This window comes from Luteolibacter rhizosphaerae (assembly GCF_025950095.1).
Taxonomy (GTDB): domain Bacteria; phylum Verrucomicrobiota; class Verrucomicrobiia; order Verrucomicrobiales; family Akkermansiaceae; genus Haloferula; species Haloferula rhizosphaerae.
Genome location: NZ_JAPDDR010000015.1, coordinates 103,724 through 119,456, shown reverse-complemented (window position 1 = coordinate 119,456; position 15,733 = coordinate 103,724). Strand labels below are relative to the sequence as shown.

At 65.1% G+C, this 15,733-nt stretch carries 11 protein-coding genes; 6 read left to right on the top strand and 5 right to left on the bottom strand.

The genetic code is table 11. The annotated features are described in order from the left end of the window. Window positions 1–644 precede the first annotated feature (644 nt). Window positions 645–1,406, top strand: a complete 762-nt coding sequence (locus OJ996_RS23000) for an exodeoxyribonuclease III (protein ID WP_264516051.1) — start codon at window positions 645–647, stop codon at window positions 1,404–1,406. 53 nt (window positions 1,407–1,459) lie between these two features. Then, complete coding sequence (locus tag OJ996_RS22995; protein ID WP_264516050.1) at window positions 1,460–1,819, top strand: hypothetical protein; 360 nt, start codon at window positions 1,460–1,462, stop codon at window positions 1,817–1,819. Between the two features lie 60 nt (window positions 1,820–1,879). Here OJ996_RS22995 and OJ996_RS22990 read toward each other — a convergent pair whose 3' ends face one another. The 4 genes from OJ996_RS22990 to OJ996_RS22975 form a co-directional block, all read right to left on the bottom strand. Next, window positions 1,880–4,519, bottom strand: coding sequence for a tetratricopeptide repeat protein (locus OJ996_RS22990; protein ID WP_264516049.1), 2,640 nt, complete (start codon window positions 4,517–4,519; stop codon window positions 1,880–1,882). A gap of 140 nt (window positions 4,520–4,659) precedes the next feature. Beyond that, complete coding sequence (locus tag OJ996_RS22985) at window positions 4,660–5,352, bottom strand: NAD-dependent deacylase (protein WP_264516048.1); 693 nt, start codon at window positions 5,350–5,352, stop codon at window positions 4,660–4,662. Continuing rightward, entirely contained in the window at window positions 5,349–6,695 is a 1,347-nt protein-coding gene (gene mnmE, locus OJ996_RS22980; RefSeq protein ID WP_264516047.1) for a tRNA uridine-5-carboxymethylaminomethyl(34) synthesis GTPase MnmE, read from the bottom strand. The genes OJ996_RS22985 and mnmE overlap by 4 nt, the downstream gene beginning before the upstream one ends. Window positions 6,696–6,698: 3 nt before the next feature. Beyond that, window positions 6,699–9,620 carry a hypothetical protein gene (locus OJ996_RS22975; RefSeq protein WP_264516046.1) on the bottom strand — a complete coding sequence of 974 codons (2,922 nt, stop codon included), beginning with the start codon at window positions 9,618–9,620 and terminating at the stop codon, window positions 6,699–6,701. A gap of 10 nt (window positions 9,621–9,630) precedes the next feature. Here OJ996_RS22975 and OJ996_RS22970 point away from each other — a divergent pair, with 10 nt between their 5' ends. Continuing rightward, entirely contained in the window at window positions 9,631–10,017 is a 387-nt protein-coding gene (locus OJ996_RS22970) for a hypothetical protein (protein WP_264516045.1), read from the top strand. A 219-nt stretch (window positions 10,018–10,236) separates the two neighbouring features. Here OJ996_RS22970 and hisC read toward each other — a convergent pair whose 3' ends face one another. Then, complete coding sequence (gene hisC / locus OJ996_RS22965; protein WP_264516044.1) at window positions 10,237–11,340, bottom strand: histidinol-phosphate transaminase; 1,104 nt, start codon at window positions 11,338–11,340, stop codon at window positions 10,237–10,239. Between the two features lie 100 nt (window positions 11,341–11,440). Between hisC and OJ996_RS22960 the strand changes: the two genes are divergently transcribed. From OJ996_RS22960 to OJ996_RS22950, 3 genes are all read left to right on the top strand, one after another. Further along, the gene (locus OJ996_RS22960; RefSeq protein WP_264516043.1) at window positions 11,441–12,052 is read left to right on the top strand and encodes a hypothetical protein; all 612 of its coding nucleotides are present in this window, start codon (window positions 11,441–11,443) and stop codon (window positions 12,050–12,052) included. 144 nt (window positions 12,053–12,196) lie between these two features. Continuing rightward, complete coding sequence (locus tag OJ996_RS22955) at window positions 12,197–15,097, top strand: RICIN domain-containing protein (RefSeq protein ID WP_264516042.1); 2,901 nt, start codon at window positions 12,197–12,199, stop codon at window positions 15,095–15,097. A 96-nt stretch (window positions 15,098–15,193) separates the two neighbouring features. Then, window positions 15,194–15,664 carry a hypothetical protein gene (locus tag OJ996_RS22950; RefSeq protein ID WP_264516041.1) on the top strand — a complete coding sequence of 157 codons (471 nt, stop codon included), beginning with the start codon at window positions 15,194–15,196 and terminating at the stop codon, window positions 15,662–15,664. Window positions 15,665–15,733: the final 69 nt, after the last annotated feature.

The window sequence follows — 15,733 nt, the reverse complement described above, 5'->3', positions numbered from 1 at the left end:
ATGCAGATCCGGACGGTTCCGGGGCGTCGGAAGGGGTGAAATTGCCGTCACACGGGGTGAAACGGAGGGTTGAGGGGGTGGTTTCGAGGCGGGAAAGGTCTGGAAATGTCTGTGGATCGGGTTTTCGAGGGGTGGATCGGGAGCTGGAGGTGTTTTACCGCGGATGGCGCGGATGGCGCGGATGGCGCGGATGGCGCGGATGGCGCGGATGGCGGAGGAGGAGGAGGAACCACGGAATACACGGAAGACACGGAAAGTGGGCGGAGGGAGGATTGATACTAGGGGTGTAGTAGTTGGAGGATGGTCGGGCGGGGACGAGTCCCCTGCCCTGCTTGATCGGCGGGAAGGGCGATTGTTTTATTACTATTCATGTAGTAGATAATGGACGGGGATCGGGTGGCGGGCTTGGCTTTACCCGAAGCTCGGGCGGACTGAAGTCCGCGCTCCCGGGAGGGCGTTAGAGCAAAGGGGGTGGCTCTCCTTGGGGCGGACGCGAGCAGCCGGAAGGACGAGGGTCCTTCCGCTACATGAGGGTGACTGTAGCTGCCGGGGTGGCTTCTGCGGGCCGGAGGCTCCGCGCTCCCGGGTGGAGAGGGCTGGGACTTTGCTTGAGTCCCCTGCCCTGCCGGGGTTTGGTGAGGGGGATGAAGCTGATCTCTTGGAATGTGAATGGTGTGCGCTCGGCCCTTGGCAAGGGGTTGCCGGATTATCTGGCCTCGGAGAAGCCGGAGATCCTCTGCCTGCAGGAGACGAAGGCACGGCCGGAGCAGGTGCAGCTACCGCTGGAGTTCGGGGGCTATCACTCGTTCTGGAACTCGGCGGAGAAGCCGGGCTACTCGGGGGTGGCGGTATTCACGCGGGAGGAGCCGCTGAACGTGCGGATGGGAATGGGGATCGACTACCACGACAAGGAGGGCCGGGTGCTGACTCTGGAGTATCCGGATTTCTTCCTGGTGAACGTCTATACGCCGAACTCGCAAGACGAGCTGCGGCGGCTGCCTTACCGGATGGAGTGGGACGAGGCCTTCCGCCTGTATCTGAATGCGCTGGAGAAGAGCGGAAAGCCGGTGATCTTCTGCGGGGATCTGAACGTGGCGCACGAGGAGATCGATATCGCCCGGCCGAAGGAGAACCGGAAGAGCGCGGGGTTCAGTGACCAGGAGCGGGCGGGATTCGGGCTGCTGCTGGGAAGCGGCTTCCACGATAGCTTCCGGCATTTCTACCCGGACAAGAAGGATGCCTACTCGTGGTGGAGCCTGCGCGGCGGGGCCCGAGCCCGGAACGTGGGCTGGCGGATCGACTACTTCGGCGCTTCCAAGGGAATCATCGGCAGCATGAAGGATGCGGCGATCCATCCGCATGTGACGGGGTCGGACCATTGTCCCGTGGTGCTGACGCTGGGGTGAGAAGTGGGGAAGTGGCGGTAGCGAGTAGCAGGTAGCGAGGGAAAGGCAGACGAATGAGGCGGGATCGAGCTTACGAGGAGGCGACGGATCTGGCCCACCCTCCGGGCCAGGGAGGCCGGGTGAGGATGATCTTTCTGGGGATCCTCCTTCCGGCGGCCGTGGCGTGGTATGCTTGGAAAGGATTTTCCAAGGAGATGATCTGGTGGCCGGGGAAAGCAGGCGGGGCGACCCTCCGGGGTGAGAGCGCCAGAATCCTGGCGCTCTGCTATCTGGCCGCGGCGGGCGTGGCACACTTCCGCTGGTTCTGGGGTCTGATCCCGATCTACCGGATCTTTATCTGGGGGACCACGCTCTCGATGCTGCTGTGGATCGGCGGCTGCGGGACGGTAGTTTACCGGGAGTTCTTCTACTGAGGGAAAGGGCCGCGGCACTGGTGCCAAGGGTGGCGAGCCGCTGATCCCAAACCCTAGGTGCTACTTTGGCAGCGGGCCGCTGACGAAGCGCTGGTGCTGGCGGAGGAGCTGGGCGTCGTCCGGCTCCTCGGCGAGGGCCTTTTGAGAGAACTCGACGGCCTTCTCGCGATCACCGCGGGCGAAATGGACTTCGGCCATGGTATCGAGATAGGCGCCTTGCCGCGGGCTGGTCTTGAGGACGTTTTCGAGCAGTTTGCCGGCCTCATCGAGGCGACGGGTGGCACGGGACGCCAGCCAGGCGGCGGAGTTCTGGACGTTCTCGCAGGCGGGGAAACGGGCGATGACGGGCTGGAGGTGATTCCAGAGTTTCTCGAAGGCTTCGTCGTGAAGGCTGACGAGACCGGCCCCACGCATGGGCTCGAAGAAGTAGTCGGCCAGAGCGGTGTCCGCGAAGGGCTTGTCCAAGGCGGGGCGAATCATTTCGAGGGCGCGGCTGCGATCGCGGGAGAGCAGGGCAAAGCCGCGCATGAGATCACTCTCGACCCGCTCCTTCAGACAGATGGCGGAGGCGTAGGCGGTTTTTTCCGACACCATGGCGCGCTCCAGCAAGCGGGCCTCGCGAAGAGTCGCGGCGGTTTTCCAATCCGATTCAGCCAAGGCGTAGTCCGTGAGTTCATTGACAACCCAGGAGAAGTTCAAATGGTCGCCGGTGCATTCATTCGCGGCCCGCTGCCAACAGGCCCGGGCACGGGCGAAGTCACCGTTGGCGGCATAAACCTCCGCGCAATCCCGCAGGATCCGGGTTTCGCCGAGAGCGAGCAGATCCACCTTCGCCTCCTGCTCAAGCGCGGCGCTTTCCTTGCCGGCACGGCGCAGGCAAACGGCGGCGCGGACATGGTAGTAGGAAATGCCCGGGTCATCCTTGGCCCTCGCAAGCCAGAGGTTCGCGGCTTCGTCCCAACGTCCGAGCAGCATGAAGGCCTCACCCTTGTAGCGGTCCCAGCCGAAGCGTGCGCCCTCGGCATCCTCCAGCTCGGCGATGCAATCGAGGAGCAGGGCCGGATCCTTCTTGGTGGAGACGGTGGCGATCAGGGTCTCCACCATGCGCTTGCGATCGGCCTTCTCCTCCTTCGAGATCAGAGCCCAAACCTTCTTTTGGAAGACGCGACGCTGATCGTCGGGATCCGGGAGCAGGAAGTGAAGCCGTGCCAGCAGATCGAGGCGCGCCGCACGGTCCAGCTCCGGCTCCATCTGGGCGAGCCAAGTCCAGATCTGGGCAGGATTCCCGTAGGAATCGAAGAGGTGCTCCACGACCTGCACCCAGCGCACTTCATCGTCGCCGGCATAAGCCGAAGCCGCCTTGAGGACCGGGCGGATCACGGGAGGAGATTCGTCCTCCGAGCCCTGCGGGAAGAGGCGGGTGATCAGCATCAGGAAGTCGTCCTGATTCTCCTCCGCGAGCTTCAGCAAGGGCGGCACGAAGGCAGCTTCAAGCTCCTTGTAGAGTCCGCGACGTTCGAGGAAGGCGCCGAGGGTTTCGAGGTCGAGGAGCTCGTTGCGCTCCGTCTCCGGCGCTTCGAGGAAGACTTGGAATCGCTTGGCGGCCCAAGCGGTGTAATCGGGGGCGGCGGGATCAAGGCCGATGGCCTTCAGCGCGGAATCCACATCCTCGATGGCATCGAAATGGGTCATGGCCGCATTCGGATGCAGCCGGTTCAGGACCCCCTGCGCCTCGATGTGGTCGCCGATAAGAAAGAGCAGCAGTGCGGCCCTGAGCTGATCATCTTCATCGCCGGAGCGAGCCTGCCTCCGAAGTTCCTTCAACTCCTCCGGAGGAGCTTGGCCGCCGCTCCAGAGGGCGACCGCGATCTCGCGGTAAGCAGGCAAGCCCGAGGACTGGGAAGACTGGGGTGAAGAGGGGGCGAGTGCCAGCCATGGCAAGGGATCCCCGCCAAGCATGCGCACGCGGGCGGAGAGGATATCGAGACCGGCCTGGTCCGCCTCATCCGCGGCTTCCTGCAAACGGCCGGAAGTCGCGAGAAGGCAGAAGCGCAGCAGGTGATCCTTCTCCGGTGCCTCCTGCAGCGCCTTGTCCAAGGTGCCGGTGGCGCGATGGAGACTGGCGATGGCCATGTATTCGGTGGCACGGGGCCGGGCCATCTTCAGGTACTCGAAGGCACTTTTGATGTCCGGCTGGTCCGATCCGAGGCACTCGCGGGCGGCATCGAGGGCCACGCCCTGCACCTCGACTTCGAGCATCGAAAGAGCTTCGCGATCCTTCTCGAGAGCGTAGAGCTTGAGGATCTGGCGGAAGGCGCGTTCGTTCCGCAGATCGCGGATCACGCGCTGGCGCATGTCCCGGGAGCCCTGATCGTAACGCATCACCAGATCGACGATTTTGGGCGAGCTGTCGGGAAGGATGCCGAGTTCGATCTTGCGGACGAGATCGCGGGCGCGGATAGCGGCCTCCGGGTCACGCCCGCGGGCGGCGAGTTGGAGCTCGGGCAGGGCCGCCTCGCCGAGGGACCAGAGATCACGAGTCGCGAGCTCGCGAACCGAGTAGGAATCGTCGGAAAGCCGGGCGATCTGCGCGGGGATATCCGGAGACTGTTCCTTGGACAGATTCTCGACCGCTGCCGCCGAAAGGCCCGCGGTGGCGATGAGGGTCCAGAGAACCGGCTTCCCGGCGCGAAATTTCATGGAGTCAAAGGGTCTGCGCTTTCAACGGGAAATCAACCCCGATCCTTGCGGGAAAAGGGAGAGCTCGGATGGGGACGGATCAGGCGGGCCTTGAAAGAGGCTGCCCCAACCGGCGTCAGCGACAATAAGGTCTCTGCTCCTTATTGGAGTTCGTCGACCCACTGCGGGACGAGATCCCCTGCCCTGCCGCGGCGACTTTCGTGGAAAATGCGGGTGCCCTCGCTGACTTCCAGATTGATCTCCAGGGTCTTGATCCCGGCTTGGCGAGCGAGAAAGACGAAGCCGGCGGCGGGATAGACATTGCCGGAGGTCCCGATCGCCACGAAGAGATCGGCCTGCGAGATGGCGACCGAGATCTCATCGAGGCCGAAGGGCATCTCCCCGAACCAGACGACGTGCGGGCGAAGACAATCGAGGTGGCCGCAGGCCTTGCAGACCGAGGCGCGACCGAGATCCTCCCGGCAATCCGCCACGGCCCCGCACTCGGTGCAGCGGCTTTTCAGCAGCTCGCCATGCATGTGCAGGACATCCGGCGAGCCGCCACGCTCGTGGAGGTCATCGATGTTCTGGGTGACGAGGAAGAGGCGATGCTCCTTCGATGCCGCTAGCCGAGCCAGCGCCTGGTGGGCGGGATTCGGGTGGATGGTGCCGTCCAGCAGCTTGGCGCGGCGGAGATTGTAGAAATGGTGGACCAGATGGGGGTCGCGGACGAAGGCTTCCGGCGTGGCGACTTCTTCCACCCGGTGGCCCTCCCACAGGCCATCTGCACCGCGGAAGGTAGGCACGCCGGATTCGGCGGAGATTCCCGCACCGGTAAGGACGACGATATTCATTTCCCGATACAGAAGCTGCTGAAGATCGCGCCAAGGACTTCCTCCGCATCGACCTTTCCGGCGATTTCGCCGAGGGCTTCGAGGGCTTCACGAAGTTCCAAGGCGGCGAGTTCGGGTGGTTGCGCGGTGGTCAAAAGGGCGTCGGCAGCGGCCAGCGAGGCATCGGCACGGCGGAGACAATCGCGATGGCGGGTGTTAATGGCGACCGCGTGTTCGCCCCAATCCGCCTCGCCCAGATCGAGGGCCTCACCGATGGCATGGCGCAGATCGGGGAAACCCTCGCCGCTTGTGCAGGAGATCTTTACGCCGTTATTCCCGCCCCAAGCGGGATCGACGTTTAGGTCCGCCTTGTTAAGAACGGTGACGATCCGGGCCTTGCCGGTGGCGGGCAGCTCGATCTCGCTTTCCGCCGGGGGAAGCGAGGCATCGCGGACCACGAGGACCAAGTCCGCGCGTTCGGCCTCCATGAGGGTGCGGCGCATGCCCTCGCGCTCCACGCCGCCCGCCTCATCGCGGAGACCTGCGGTATCGACCAAGCGGAGGGGGATGCCATCGAGAACGACCATCTCCTCGATGGTGTCGCGGGTGGTGCCTGCTTCATCGCTGACGATGGCGCGCTCGCAGCCGAGGAAAAGATTGAGGAGGCTGGATTTCCCGGCGTTCGGGCGACCGCAGATCACGGTGCGCACGCCCTCGCGCAGGACGCGGCCCTGCTCCGCGGTAGAAAGGAGCGCGGCGATCCCCTCCTGTGCGGCGGAGATACGTCCACGGAAGAGGTCCCCGGTATCGGGATCAATGTCTTCCTCCGGGAAATCGATCCATGCCTCCAGGTGGGCGACCAAGCCGATGAGATCCTCCCGAAGTGCGGCGGTGCGGCGGCCAATTCCGCCCTCGAGCTGCTCATGGGCGGCGCGCAGGGCGAGATCGCTGCTCGCGGAGATGAGATCCATGACCGCCTCTGCTTGGGTGAGGTCGAGCTTTCCATTCAAGAAGGCGCGCTCGGTGAACTCGCCGGGGCCGGCGCTGCGAGCCCCGCACTCCAGGAGACGCTCGATGATCCGGCGAACGATAAGCCTTCCGCCATGGCAGGCGATCTCCACGGCGGGCTCGCCGGTGAAGCTGCGGGTGCCGCGGAACACGGTGAGAAGCACATCATCGATCACACGGCCGGCGGCATCGCGGATCTTGGCGCGGGTGGCACGGCGCTCCTGAGCGGAGCTGGCGGCTCCGGAGGAGGCTTGGTCCGAGATGGACTCTGCCTGCGGACCCGAAAGGCGGATGAGGGCGACGGCGGAAGTGCCGCCGCCGCTGGCAAGCGCCACGATGGTGTCCGAGGCGCTCATGTCTTACCTGCCGGAGCCGGGAACCGCTTCACCGCCGATACCGAGGAACTCCCAGCAGAGGAAGCGCTTGATGACGAGCTTCGGCGTGGTCCCCGTGGTCCATTCAAGCTCCAGAGTGGCGGTCTTGGTGACGGGTCGGGCATCGCGGACGCCGAGCCAATTCACTTTCGAAAGCGCGCGCCCGAGTTCCGAGTCCACCGGGGCCTCCACGCGGACGGAGTCCATGCGGTACGCGGGATCGATGATCTTGTAAGTCTTGTGGCCGATGGTGGCGCGGCCTTTTTCGGGAACATCTTCCATGATGAAGACGCGGAAGACGCCGTGCTTACCCGGATCCTGAAGCTCGGTGAAGCTGCGGAAGGTGCGGTGCTTAGTCTGGACAAAAGTCTCCCAATCGATCTTCAGGCCATCCGGGGTGCGCTTGAAGAAAACATCCACCTTCACCGGCTCGGAAGTGAAATTGCCGACCCGGGCGAGCGAGGAGAGGAGCAGATCCGGCTCCTCGACCTTCATCTGCACCTCCAGGGGCGCTAGGGGTCCGAAGAACTCCTTCAACTCGAACTGCGGCGGGCGGTCGAAGGTCATGCGGTAGATGCCGCGCTTGTGATCCTCCGGCGGAAGATTCTCCACGGCGAATCCCGAGAGCGGGGTATCCGAGTCGTCGATAGGCCCCGGCCCGTAGAAGGACATCATGACGGGGAGGAGCTCGCTGCCGCGGATGGAGAAGGCGGCCTTACCTGCGGGAGACTCCGCCTTGAGGAACTCGGAGAGGGTTTGGCGGGCTTCTTCCTGCCACGCGTTCGGGTCGTTCGAGTGGGACGCGCCCAAGGGGCTCGCACCGCGAGGAGAGGTGCCCTTGGCATAAGCAGGATCCCCCATCATCTTCTTGATCAACTGGGGGACCAGTGCCATGCCGCCTAGGATGACCGCGAGAAGGAGCAGCATGGCCACGATCAGGCCCTTGCGGGAGCTCTGGGCCGGCTTGGACTTGCGCTTGGCGGGAGCAAGGCGCTCTTCCCGCTCCAAGATTTCGGGCGCGGCCACCGGAACCGGGTCCGCCACCCGGGCGCGGGAATCGGGAGCCGGTTCGGATGCAGGCGCGGGCGGGCGGATGGAAGCGAGGGCTTCATCCGAAAGGCCGATGGAAACACGCCCGGGAAGCGGTCTCGGCTGCGGTTCGGGAGCGGGAGGAAGCGGGGCCGAGGCGGGCGCGGGAACCTGCTGCACGGGTGAGGGGGGCGCAGCCTGAGGCGGAGGTGCCGGTGCCGGGGTCGGGGTCGGCACAGGAGCAGGTGCGGGCTCGACCGGGGTGCTGCGAGCCACAGGAACTGCAGGGGCAGGTTCCGGTTCGGAGCGAACTTCGGCAGGAAGCGGTCGGGAGGCAGGTTCGGGCCCGAGACCGATCGAGATGATCTTGCGCGGAAGGGCACGGGCGACGGCTTCCTTGGCCGCATCCGGCTCGGCGGCGATTCTCTTCCGGGCAGCTTCGCGTTCCGCGGCCTCGCGGGCGGCGTGATCGCGGGCTTCCGTCACCTCGCGCTCGGCGGCGGCACGGGCGGCGGCCTCCTTGGCAGCAGCTTCTCTAAGAACAGCTTCGCGTTCGGCGGTCGCGCGGGCGACTTCCTCGCGGGCGATCGCGGCCTGTTTCTCGGCAGCCTGGCGAGCGGCGGCTTCTTTCACCGCGGTTTCTTGAACGGCAGCCTCGCGGGCGGCGGTAGCCTTGGCCGCGGCCTCACGCGCGGTGGCGGCCTCCTTCTCGGCCGCTTCACGAGCAGCCACCTCCTTGGCAGCAGCCTCACGGGCCGCGTTGATCTCGCGCTGTGCGGCTTCGCGGGCGGCGGCCTCTTTCACAGAGGCTTCCTTGGCGGCAGCCTCACGGACGGAGGCAGCTTTCGCAGCGACCTCCTGAGCGGTGTGCTCACGCGCGGCAAGGGCCTCTTTCTCGGCGGCTTCGCGAGCGGCGGCGATCTGTTGGGCGGCCTCCTTCGTCGCGTTCTCACGGGCGGCAGCTTCCTTCGCCGCAGCTTCACGCGCAGAGGCAGCCTCCTTCTCCGCGGCTTCGCGGGCGGCGGCAGCCTTGGCGGCGATCTCCCTGGCGGCAGCGGCTTCCTTGGCTGCGGCTTCGCGGATGGCGGCCGCTTCTTTCTCCGCCGCTTCGCGGGCAGCGGCAATCTCGCGCTGAGCAGCCTCGCGTGCTTGAGCTTCGCGAGCAGAGGCCTCCTTCCGGGCGGCCTCACGGGCAGCTTCCTCACGGGCCGCGGCCTCCTTCCGGGCAACTGCTACCGCGGCGGCAGCTTCCTTCGCCGCGGCCTCGCGGGCAGCGGCGGCATGCTGTTCGGCCGCTTCACGGGCGGCGGCGATCTCCTTGGCGGCGGCTTCGCGGGCGGCAGCGATTTCCTTTTCCGCCGCATCGCGTGCGGCAGCAGCCTTCGCCGCGGCTTCACGGGCGGCAGCGATTTCCTTCTCCGCAGCCTCGCGGGCGGCGGCTTCCTTGGCCGCGGCCTCCTTGGCACCGAGATCACGCGCTGCAGCGATCTCCCGCTCCGCGGCTTCACGAGCCGCGGTGGCATGAGCGGCAGCTTCGCGAGCTGCGGAAATCTCTTTTTCTGCGGCCTCGCGCGCGACAGCTTCCTTCTCCGCGGCTTCTTGAATTGCGTGTTCCCTGGCAGCGGCGATCTCCTTCTCCGCGGCCTCTCGCGCGGCCGCGGCTTGCGCGGCGGCGTCCCTCTCCGCGGCTTCGCGAGCGGCGGCGATTTCCCTAGCAGCAGCTTCGCGGGCGGCAGCGATCTCCCTCTCCGCGGCTTCGCGAGCGGCGACAGCATTGGCCGCAGCCTGGCGGGCGGAAGCGGCCTCTTTCTCGGCAGCCTCACGCGCTGCGGTGGCAGCTTGAGCATCGATCCCCGGCGGGCCAGGGAAGTAGTCCATGCCGGGAGCGGTGATCGAGCTTGGAAGCTCCACCGGCTCCACACGAATCACCGGTGGCGGGGTGAGAAGCGCGGGGGAAACCGAAGGAGTCGCAGGGGCTACCGATGGTGTGACCGGAGCCGCCGGGGAAGCGAAGGGCGAGGCGGGGGCTACCGAGGGGGTAGAGGGGGAAGCGAAGGGGGAGACCGGCTCGTGCTTGGCGACGGGTTCCGGCTTCGGCGTTTGGCTGGGGGGAGGAGCGAAACGGGACTCGGCCGGAGGAGGTGATTTCCCCACGGCTGAAGGCGGCAGAGGCGGCGGCCCCGCCGAGGGGCGCGAGCTAGCAGGAACCTCCACCTGCTGGGTGACGACCACGGCGGGGACTTCCACCATAGCGCTCACCTGCTGGACATGCTGATCCGCGGCGTGATCCGGGGACGTGATAGTACTGCCGCAATGCGGGCAAGGCCCCGTCATGGGGGGCATATCCTTGGGCACAAGGATCTTCCCACTACAGTGGTTACATCTGAATTCCCTCTGGTCCTGGAAGGCGACTCCGGCCATAAACTCCCGCTTCTATCCGCGGTTAGAAATAGGGACAGGGCCCTAAACTGTCAAACCATGCGAAACAATATCTTCAAACGTTTGCAGGAACCAGAACCGAATCGAGAACCTCGATGCAGCGGCGGTTTTGAGCCGGGGTGCCGATGGAGATGCGGACCCAATCCGGCAGCTTGTAGCCGCTCATGGCACGGATGATGACGCCCTGTTTGAGCATCTCGCGGAAGACGCGATCCCCCTCCCCTACCCGGACCAGGATGAAGTTCGCGACGCTGGGGACGAACTCCAGACCGCGCTCGCGGAAGGCAGCCTCATAGAAGGCGAGGCCTTCCTTGTTGATGGCACGCGTCTTCGCGACGTGGTCGGCGTCTTCCAGCGCGGCGAGGGCACCGGCCTGAGCAATGGCGTTCGTATTGAAAGGCTGCCGAGCCTTCTGGAGGATCTCGGCAACACCCTTCGAGCAGAGGCCGTAACCGATGCGCAGGGCGGCGAGGCCGTGGATCTTCGAGCAGGTGCGGAGGATCGCGACATTGCGCCCCTCGCGGACATACTTGAGCATGTCCGGCGCATCATCGAGGAACTCGTGGTAGGCCTCGTCGAAGCAGACGACGACGTGCTCCGGGACGAGGGCCATGAAGCGATCGAGCGCTTCCTGACCGACAACAGTGCCGGTGGGATTGTTCGGGTTCGCGATGAAGACGAGACGGGTATCCGGCGTGATCGCATCGGCCATCGCTTCGAGATCGTGGACGTAGCCGGGATCCGGCACTTCGACGTACTTGGCGCCGAAGAGCGTGGCCATGAGCTTGTAGACGACGAAGGCGTGATCAGAAGCGATCAGCTCGGCACGGCCATTCAGGAAGCTGTGGCAGAGGAGCTCGATGATCTCGTTCGAGCCATTGCCGAGCACGACGTTTGAAATATCGAGATCGAAGCGCTTGGCGATGGCGGTGCGAAGCTTCCAGCCGCCGCCATCCGGGTAGATGTGCGATTCATCGAGAGCCGTGGCCATGGCAGCCTTCGCGAGAGGAGAAGGGCCGAGCGGGTTCTCGTTCGAGGCGAGCTTCACGATATCGGCAGGATCGAGGCCGAGTTCGCGGGCGGTTTCCTCGATGGGCTTCCCGGGCTCGTAAGCGACGAGATCGCAGACGAAACGGTTGGCATAGGCGTCGATGGGCATGGGGAGAGGAAAAACCAGCGGGTCGACAGGTTCAACTCTCAATCCGGGGGATAAATTCCCCGGTGGCTGCCGCTGTTCAGGAGTTGAGGTCTTCCGACGAATGAAAGAACGCGCGATTCCTGCCCTTGTCTCCCTGCTCATGATCAGCGCTGCCCGCGCTTCGGACATCGCGAGCACGTTTCACTTCAATCCATCGCTGAGCAGCGAGGCGAATCCGCTGGTGGCGTGGTGGGGCGCGAGTGCGCCGACGCTGGTGCTGATCAATATCGGCACGGTGGTGGCCTTCCTGCTGATCCCGCTCTTTCTCTACTGGCGCTACTCCCCTGCCCCGCTGGCAACGAAGCCTGCAACGGCTCGGGAGTTCATCTGCCAGCAGCTCTACGGGCGCACGCTTTCGGGGGCTGAGTTTCACCGGGCAATGTTCATGGCGTGGCCGCTGCCGAAGAACTGGCTACAAGCGGGGCGCTGGTTTGGATTCGTGATTACCGGGACCATGGCCTTCGCGAGCTTCCATGCGGCGTTCTCGTGGTGGGCGGCGCACGAATGGGATCTGCAATGGTACAACCATTTGCGCTACCGGACCGCGATCGGGGGTTACCCCAGTCTGGAGATCATCTCCGCGATGACGGCGGGGATCTTCATCGCGAAGCACTACTGCCGGATGGAGTTTGAGAGCTTCAAGCGGCGGAGCGCGGCGGAAGCTGATAGATAAAAACTGTCCAACCGGGTAGGTAGGCAAGGCTGGACCGGCCAGCATCATGGTTAGCGTGGAGATCCGTTCTTCGGGCGGATCGAGACCACACAAAGATATCTCTCTGCCGCGAGGCGGAGGGAAATCGGAAACCCGAGAGAAACCATGAAGCCAAAAGAAAGCACCGGTCCAAAGGACCGGAAGGCCCGTTCAAGATGTACACGCGCCGGGATCGTGCTGGTGCTGTTAGTGGCCGGAGCGACCGGCACGAAGATGTGGACCAGCCCGCCTCTGCCCTCGGCGAGCACCACGGAGCCCGGAAGAGAAACACCGCAGTTGAAGCCGTCTGCCCCGGCTTCGCAGACGGCGCGACGCGAGAAGCAAGGAGCTGCCGCGCTTTCCTTCGGGACGGCGGAGGCGGAGGGCGCGGCGAAGGCCGCAGCACTCCCGGAGAGGAAGATCATGGGAGCCACTTGGGACAGCGATCCTGATCCGGTGATCCGCGACTTCGCGGAGTGGACGAAACGATATGCGTCGGGCTCCGAGGCGGAGCGCGCGACGATGACGGGAGAGGGACGAAGGCTCGCGGTAGCGCGTCTAACAGCAATCTCCGGTCAGATCGAGGCGGATCCTCGACGGGCGCTGGCGAATGCGCTGCCGATGGCGGTTCGCGATGCCTTGCCCGAGGAATTCGCCGGGCTGATGGAGTCACGGGTAAGCGGCACCGGCGATGCCGGGCGAGTCTGGGTGCTGGCTCACCAAGGTGAAACGGCCGAGGAGTCGCCGGACTTCGCCGAGGTGGATGGCGTGCGCTATGATGCGTATCGCTATGGCGAGCGGGCGAAGATGTCCTTCATCGACGACGGCTCGATTCACGGCATCGCGGTGGACGGGCGTTTGGCGGTGCTCGATAGCGCGCTGCGGGAGCTGGAGCTCGGCGAGAGATCGGGCGCGGACCCAATCGACCTGTGCCGGATCGATGAGACACCGGGGGCCGTGCCGGTCGCGAATGCGGAAGCCGCAGCCATGGTGCAGTTCGGCGAGCGGCAAGCGACGGCGTGTTGCTCCGCGCACCTCGGAGCGGTGGAGTCATCGCTGGCGCTGGCGGAATCGCAATCGCGGCAGACCACGAACGACGAGAACTGGAATCCCTCGCCGCACGCGCAGTATGCCAGCGGCGATAGCAGTGCCTCCGGTCATGACGGCGTCTTCGGCAGGCCGCCGACGAGCCACACGCACGGGACGAAATCCCTGCTGATCATGCGGGCGCAGGGCGGCGGGCGGAATCTGACTTCGCAGATGCTGGACAACAGCTATCTGACGAATGCGGCGACGGACTTCCACAACCGGATGCAGCTCGCCTCCTATGGCAAGGCGGGGATCTCACTGACCTTCACGCCGGTCTATCAGCTCAGCTCGTGGACGAACCGCGACGACTGGATGAACCAGTGCAAGGCGCTGGCGCAGGCAGGCGGCTACAATCTGGCGAACTACAGCACCTATGTGGTGATCCTGCCCGATCCGGGCCAAGGCTACGCGGGCGTGGCCTACGGAAACAACATCATCATGGAGAACAACTTCGCGGCCTGGGTCTTCATCCATGAATATGGCCACGTGCTCGGCCTGCCGCATGCGAACACCTGGCGGAGCAGCGATGGCAACCCGATGTCGCCCAGCCGCACTCAGCAGGAGTACAACGACTCCTCCTGCTGGATGGGGAACAACGGCTCGGTGCACTCCACGCGGAGCTTCAACATGAACTACCTGAACCGGCTGGGTTGGCTGCCGGACAACACGGTGTCCACGGTCTCGCGAAGCGGGACCTATACGATCTATCAGAACGACGGGGCCATCAACCTGAACGATGGCCGCGTCCGCGGACTGAAGGTGGATCGTCCGGATGGCGAGACCTACTGGCTGAGCATTCTGGGCAACAACGTGGACAGCGTGCACACCGCCTTCACGAACGGGGTGACCTTCCACACGGAGAAGAGCTGGGCTGGCAGCGGCACGGCCCTGGTGGACTTCAACAATCCCTCCTACCACTCCGGCGATGCGCCGCTGGGCGTGAATCAGGAATGGCACGACAGCCTGTCCGATGTGACCTTCAAAACGCTGAGCGTGGGCGGCACGAACCCGAACCGCTATGCGACGATCCAGATCTCATTCGGCCCGCGCTACGCCGGGGGACATCGCCCGCTGGTCAGCGGCGGGGTCTATCGGCTGGTGAACCACTACAACAACCAGTCGCTCTCCGGACCGGCGGGCACGGGCAACGCGCTGCCGCTGGTGATGGCCACATCCAACGATGCGGACACGGCGCAGCGCTGGGTGGCATGGCGGAACAGCGATGGCACCTATAGCTTCAATCGCCAGGGAAGCGACAAGTGGATCGATGTGATCGGCAACAGCTACGCGAACGGTGCGGACCTTGTGCAGCACACGGCGAGCGGCAGTGATGCCCAGCGCTTCTACGTGCGGCAGCAGCCGAACGGGAACCTGTATCTGGCGCACAAGGGCAGCAACGGCAACAGCGGCCAGGTGATCGACATGGCACAGGGCAACGGCGACGTGCTGCAGTGGGCTTGGAACAGCGGCGCGGGCCAGCAGTGGAAGCCGGAGCTGGTAGGCATCGTGCCGAACGCGAACTACCGCTTGATCCCGAACCATGCGCAGGCGCAGGCGGTGGAAGTGGATGGCGCGAACCCTAACAACGGCGCGACGGTGCGGATGTGGCACTGGAACGGGCAGACGCACCAGCAGTGGCGGGTGAACGATGCAGGCAGCGGCCGGATCGTCTTCGGCTCCGTGGTGCATCCCACGAAGTCGCTCGACGTGAACATCGGCATCTCGACCGTGTCGGTATGGAATACGCACAACGGTAGCAACCAACGCTGGCTGCCCGTGCGGGTGGGAGGCGGCTGGATGCGCTTCAACCCGGACTACGACACGACCTGGAGCATGGATGTGCAGGGGCAGTCGGTTGCCAACGGGGCCTCGGTCACGGTCCAGCCCTCGAACGGGGGTACCAACCAGATGTGGAAGTTCGGCGATACCTTCGATTGAAGACCGCCTGACAGGCCACGGCGCGGCGACAAGGGTCGTCGCGCCACTCTCGCGGCAGGCTTGAATGCCGGAAGCCACCTCCCTAGGATCGCCGCGATGCAGAGCTTCAAGAGTTGGTTGGCCGCCGGATTGCCGCTGGTGATCCTGTCCTCATGCGCGTCCCGCACCGAGTTCACGCCGGACGACGCGCCGGTGACGGTGGGGATGCCGGCGGAGTTGTCCGACCGCGAGCGAACCTACGTGCGCGAGGTGGACGGAGCCCTGCGCAGCGGCGGCTATCAGCCGGTGCGGAATGGGGCAGGCGAACTGAATCTCGAATTCCGGATCTCCGAGGGCCCGATCAATACCGACACGCGGATCGCGCTGCGGGACGGCCGGACGGTGCTGGCCGAGGGCAATGGCCGCGGCGCGGGCATGCCGATGTGGGGCCGTGACAAGGTGGCGGAGCGCTCCTTCCAACAGGCTTTCGGGGAATTCCAAGGATCGCTGCCACCGGCCGGTAGTCACGGCACGCCATCCGGCGGATCCCCTGCCCCCTACTCCCCGGAGGAGGAATACGTTTACTGATCGCATGGCATGCCAATAAGTCTCCGGCAGAACGATCTGAACCTCACGGAGGGGTGGCAGAGTTGTCTA

Coding starts and splice junctions, on each gene's coding strand:
- OJ996_RS23000 (WP_264516051.1), top strand. CDS start 645: ATGAAGCTGATCTCTTGGAATGTGAATGGTGTGCGCTCGGCCCTTGGC.
- OJ996_RS22995 (WP_264516050.1), top strand. CDS start 1,460: ATGAGGCGGGATCGAGCTTACGAGGAGGCGACGGATCTGGCCCACCCT.
- OJ996_RS22990 (WP_264516049.1), bottom strand. CDS start 4,519: ATGAAATTTCGCGCCGGGAAGCCGGTTCTCTGGACCCTCATCGCCACC.
- OJ996_RS22985 (WP_264516048.1), bottom strand. CDS start 5,352: ATGAATATCGTCGTCCTTACCGGTGCGGGAATCTCCGCCGAATCCGGC.
- mnmE (WP_264516047.1), bottom strand. CDS start 6,695: ATGAGCGCCTCGGACACCATCGTGGCGCTTGCCAGCGGCGGCGGCACT.
- OJ996_RS22975 (WP_264516046.1), bottom strand. CDS start 9,620: ATGGACTACTTCCCTGGCCCGCCGGGGATCGATGCTCAAGCTGCCACC.
- hisC (WP_264516044.1), bottom strand. CDS start 11,340: ATGCCCATCGACGCCTATGCCAACCGTTTCGTCTGCGATCTCGTCGCT.
- OJ996_RS22960 (WP_264516043.1), top strand. CDS start 11,441: ATGAAAGAACGCGCGATTCCTGCCCTTGTCTCCCTGCTCATGATCAGC.
- OJ996_RS22955 (WP_264516042.1), top strand. CDS start 12,197: ATGAAGCCAAAAGAAAGCACCGGTCCAAAGGACCGGAAGGCCCGTTCA.
- OJ996_RS22950 (WP_264516041.1), top strand. CDS start 15,194: ATGCAGAGCTTCAAGAGTTGGTTGGCCGCCGGATTGCCGCTGGTGATC.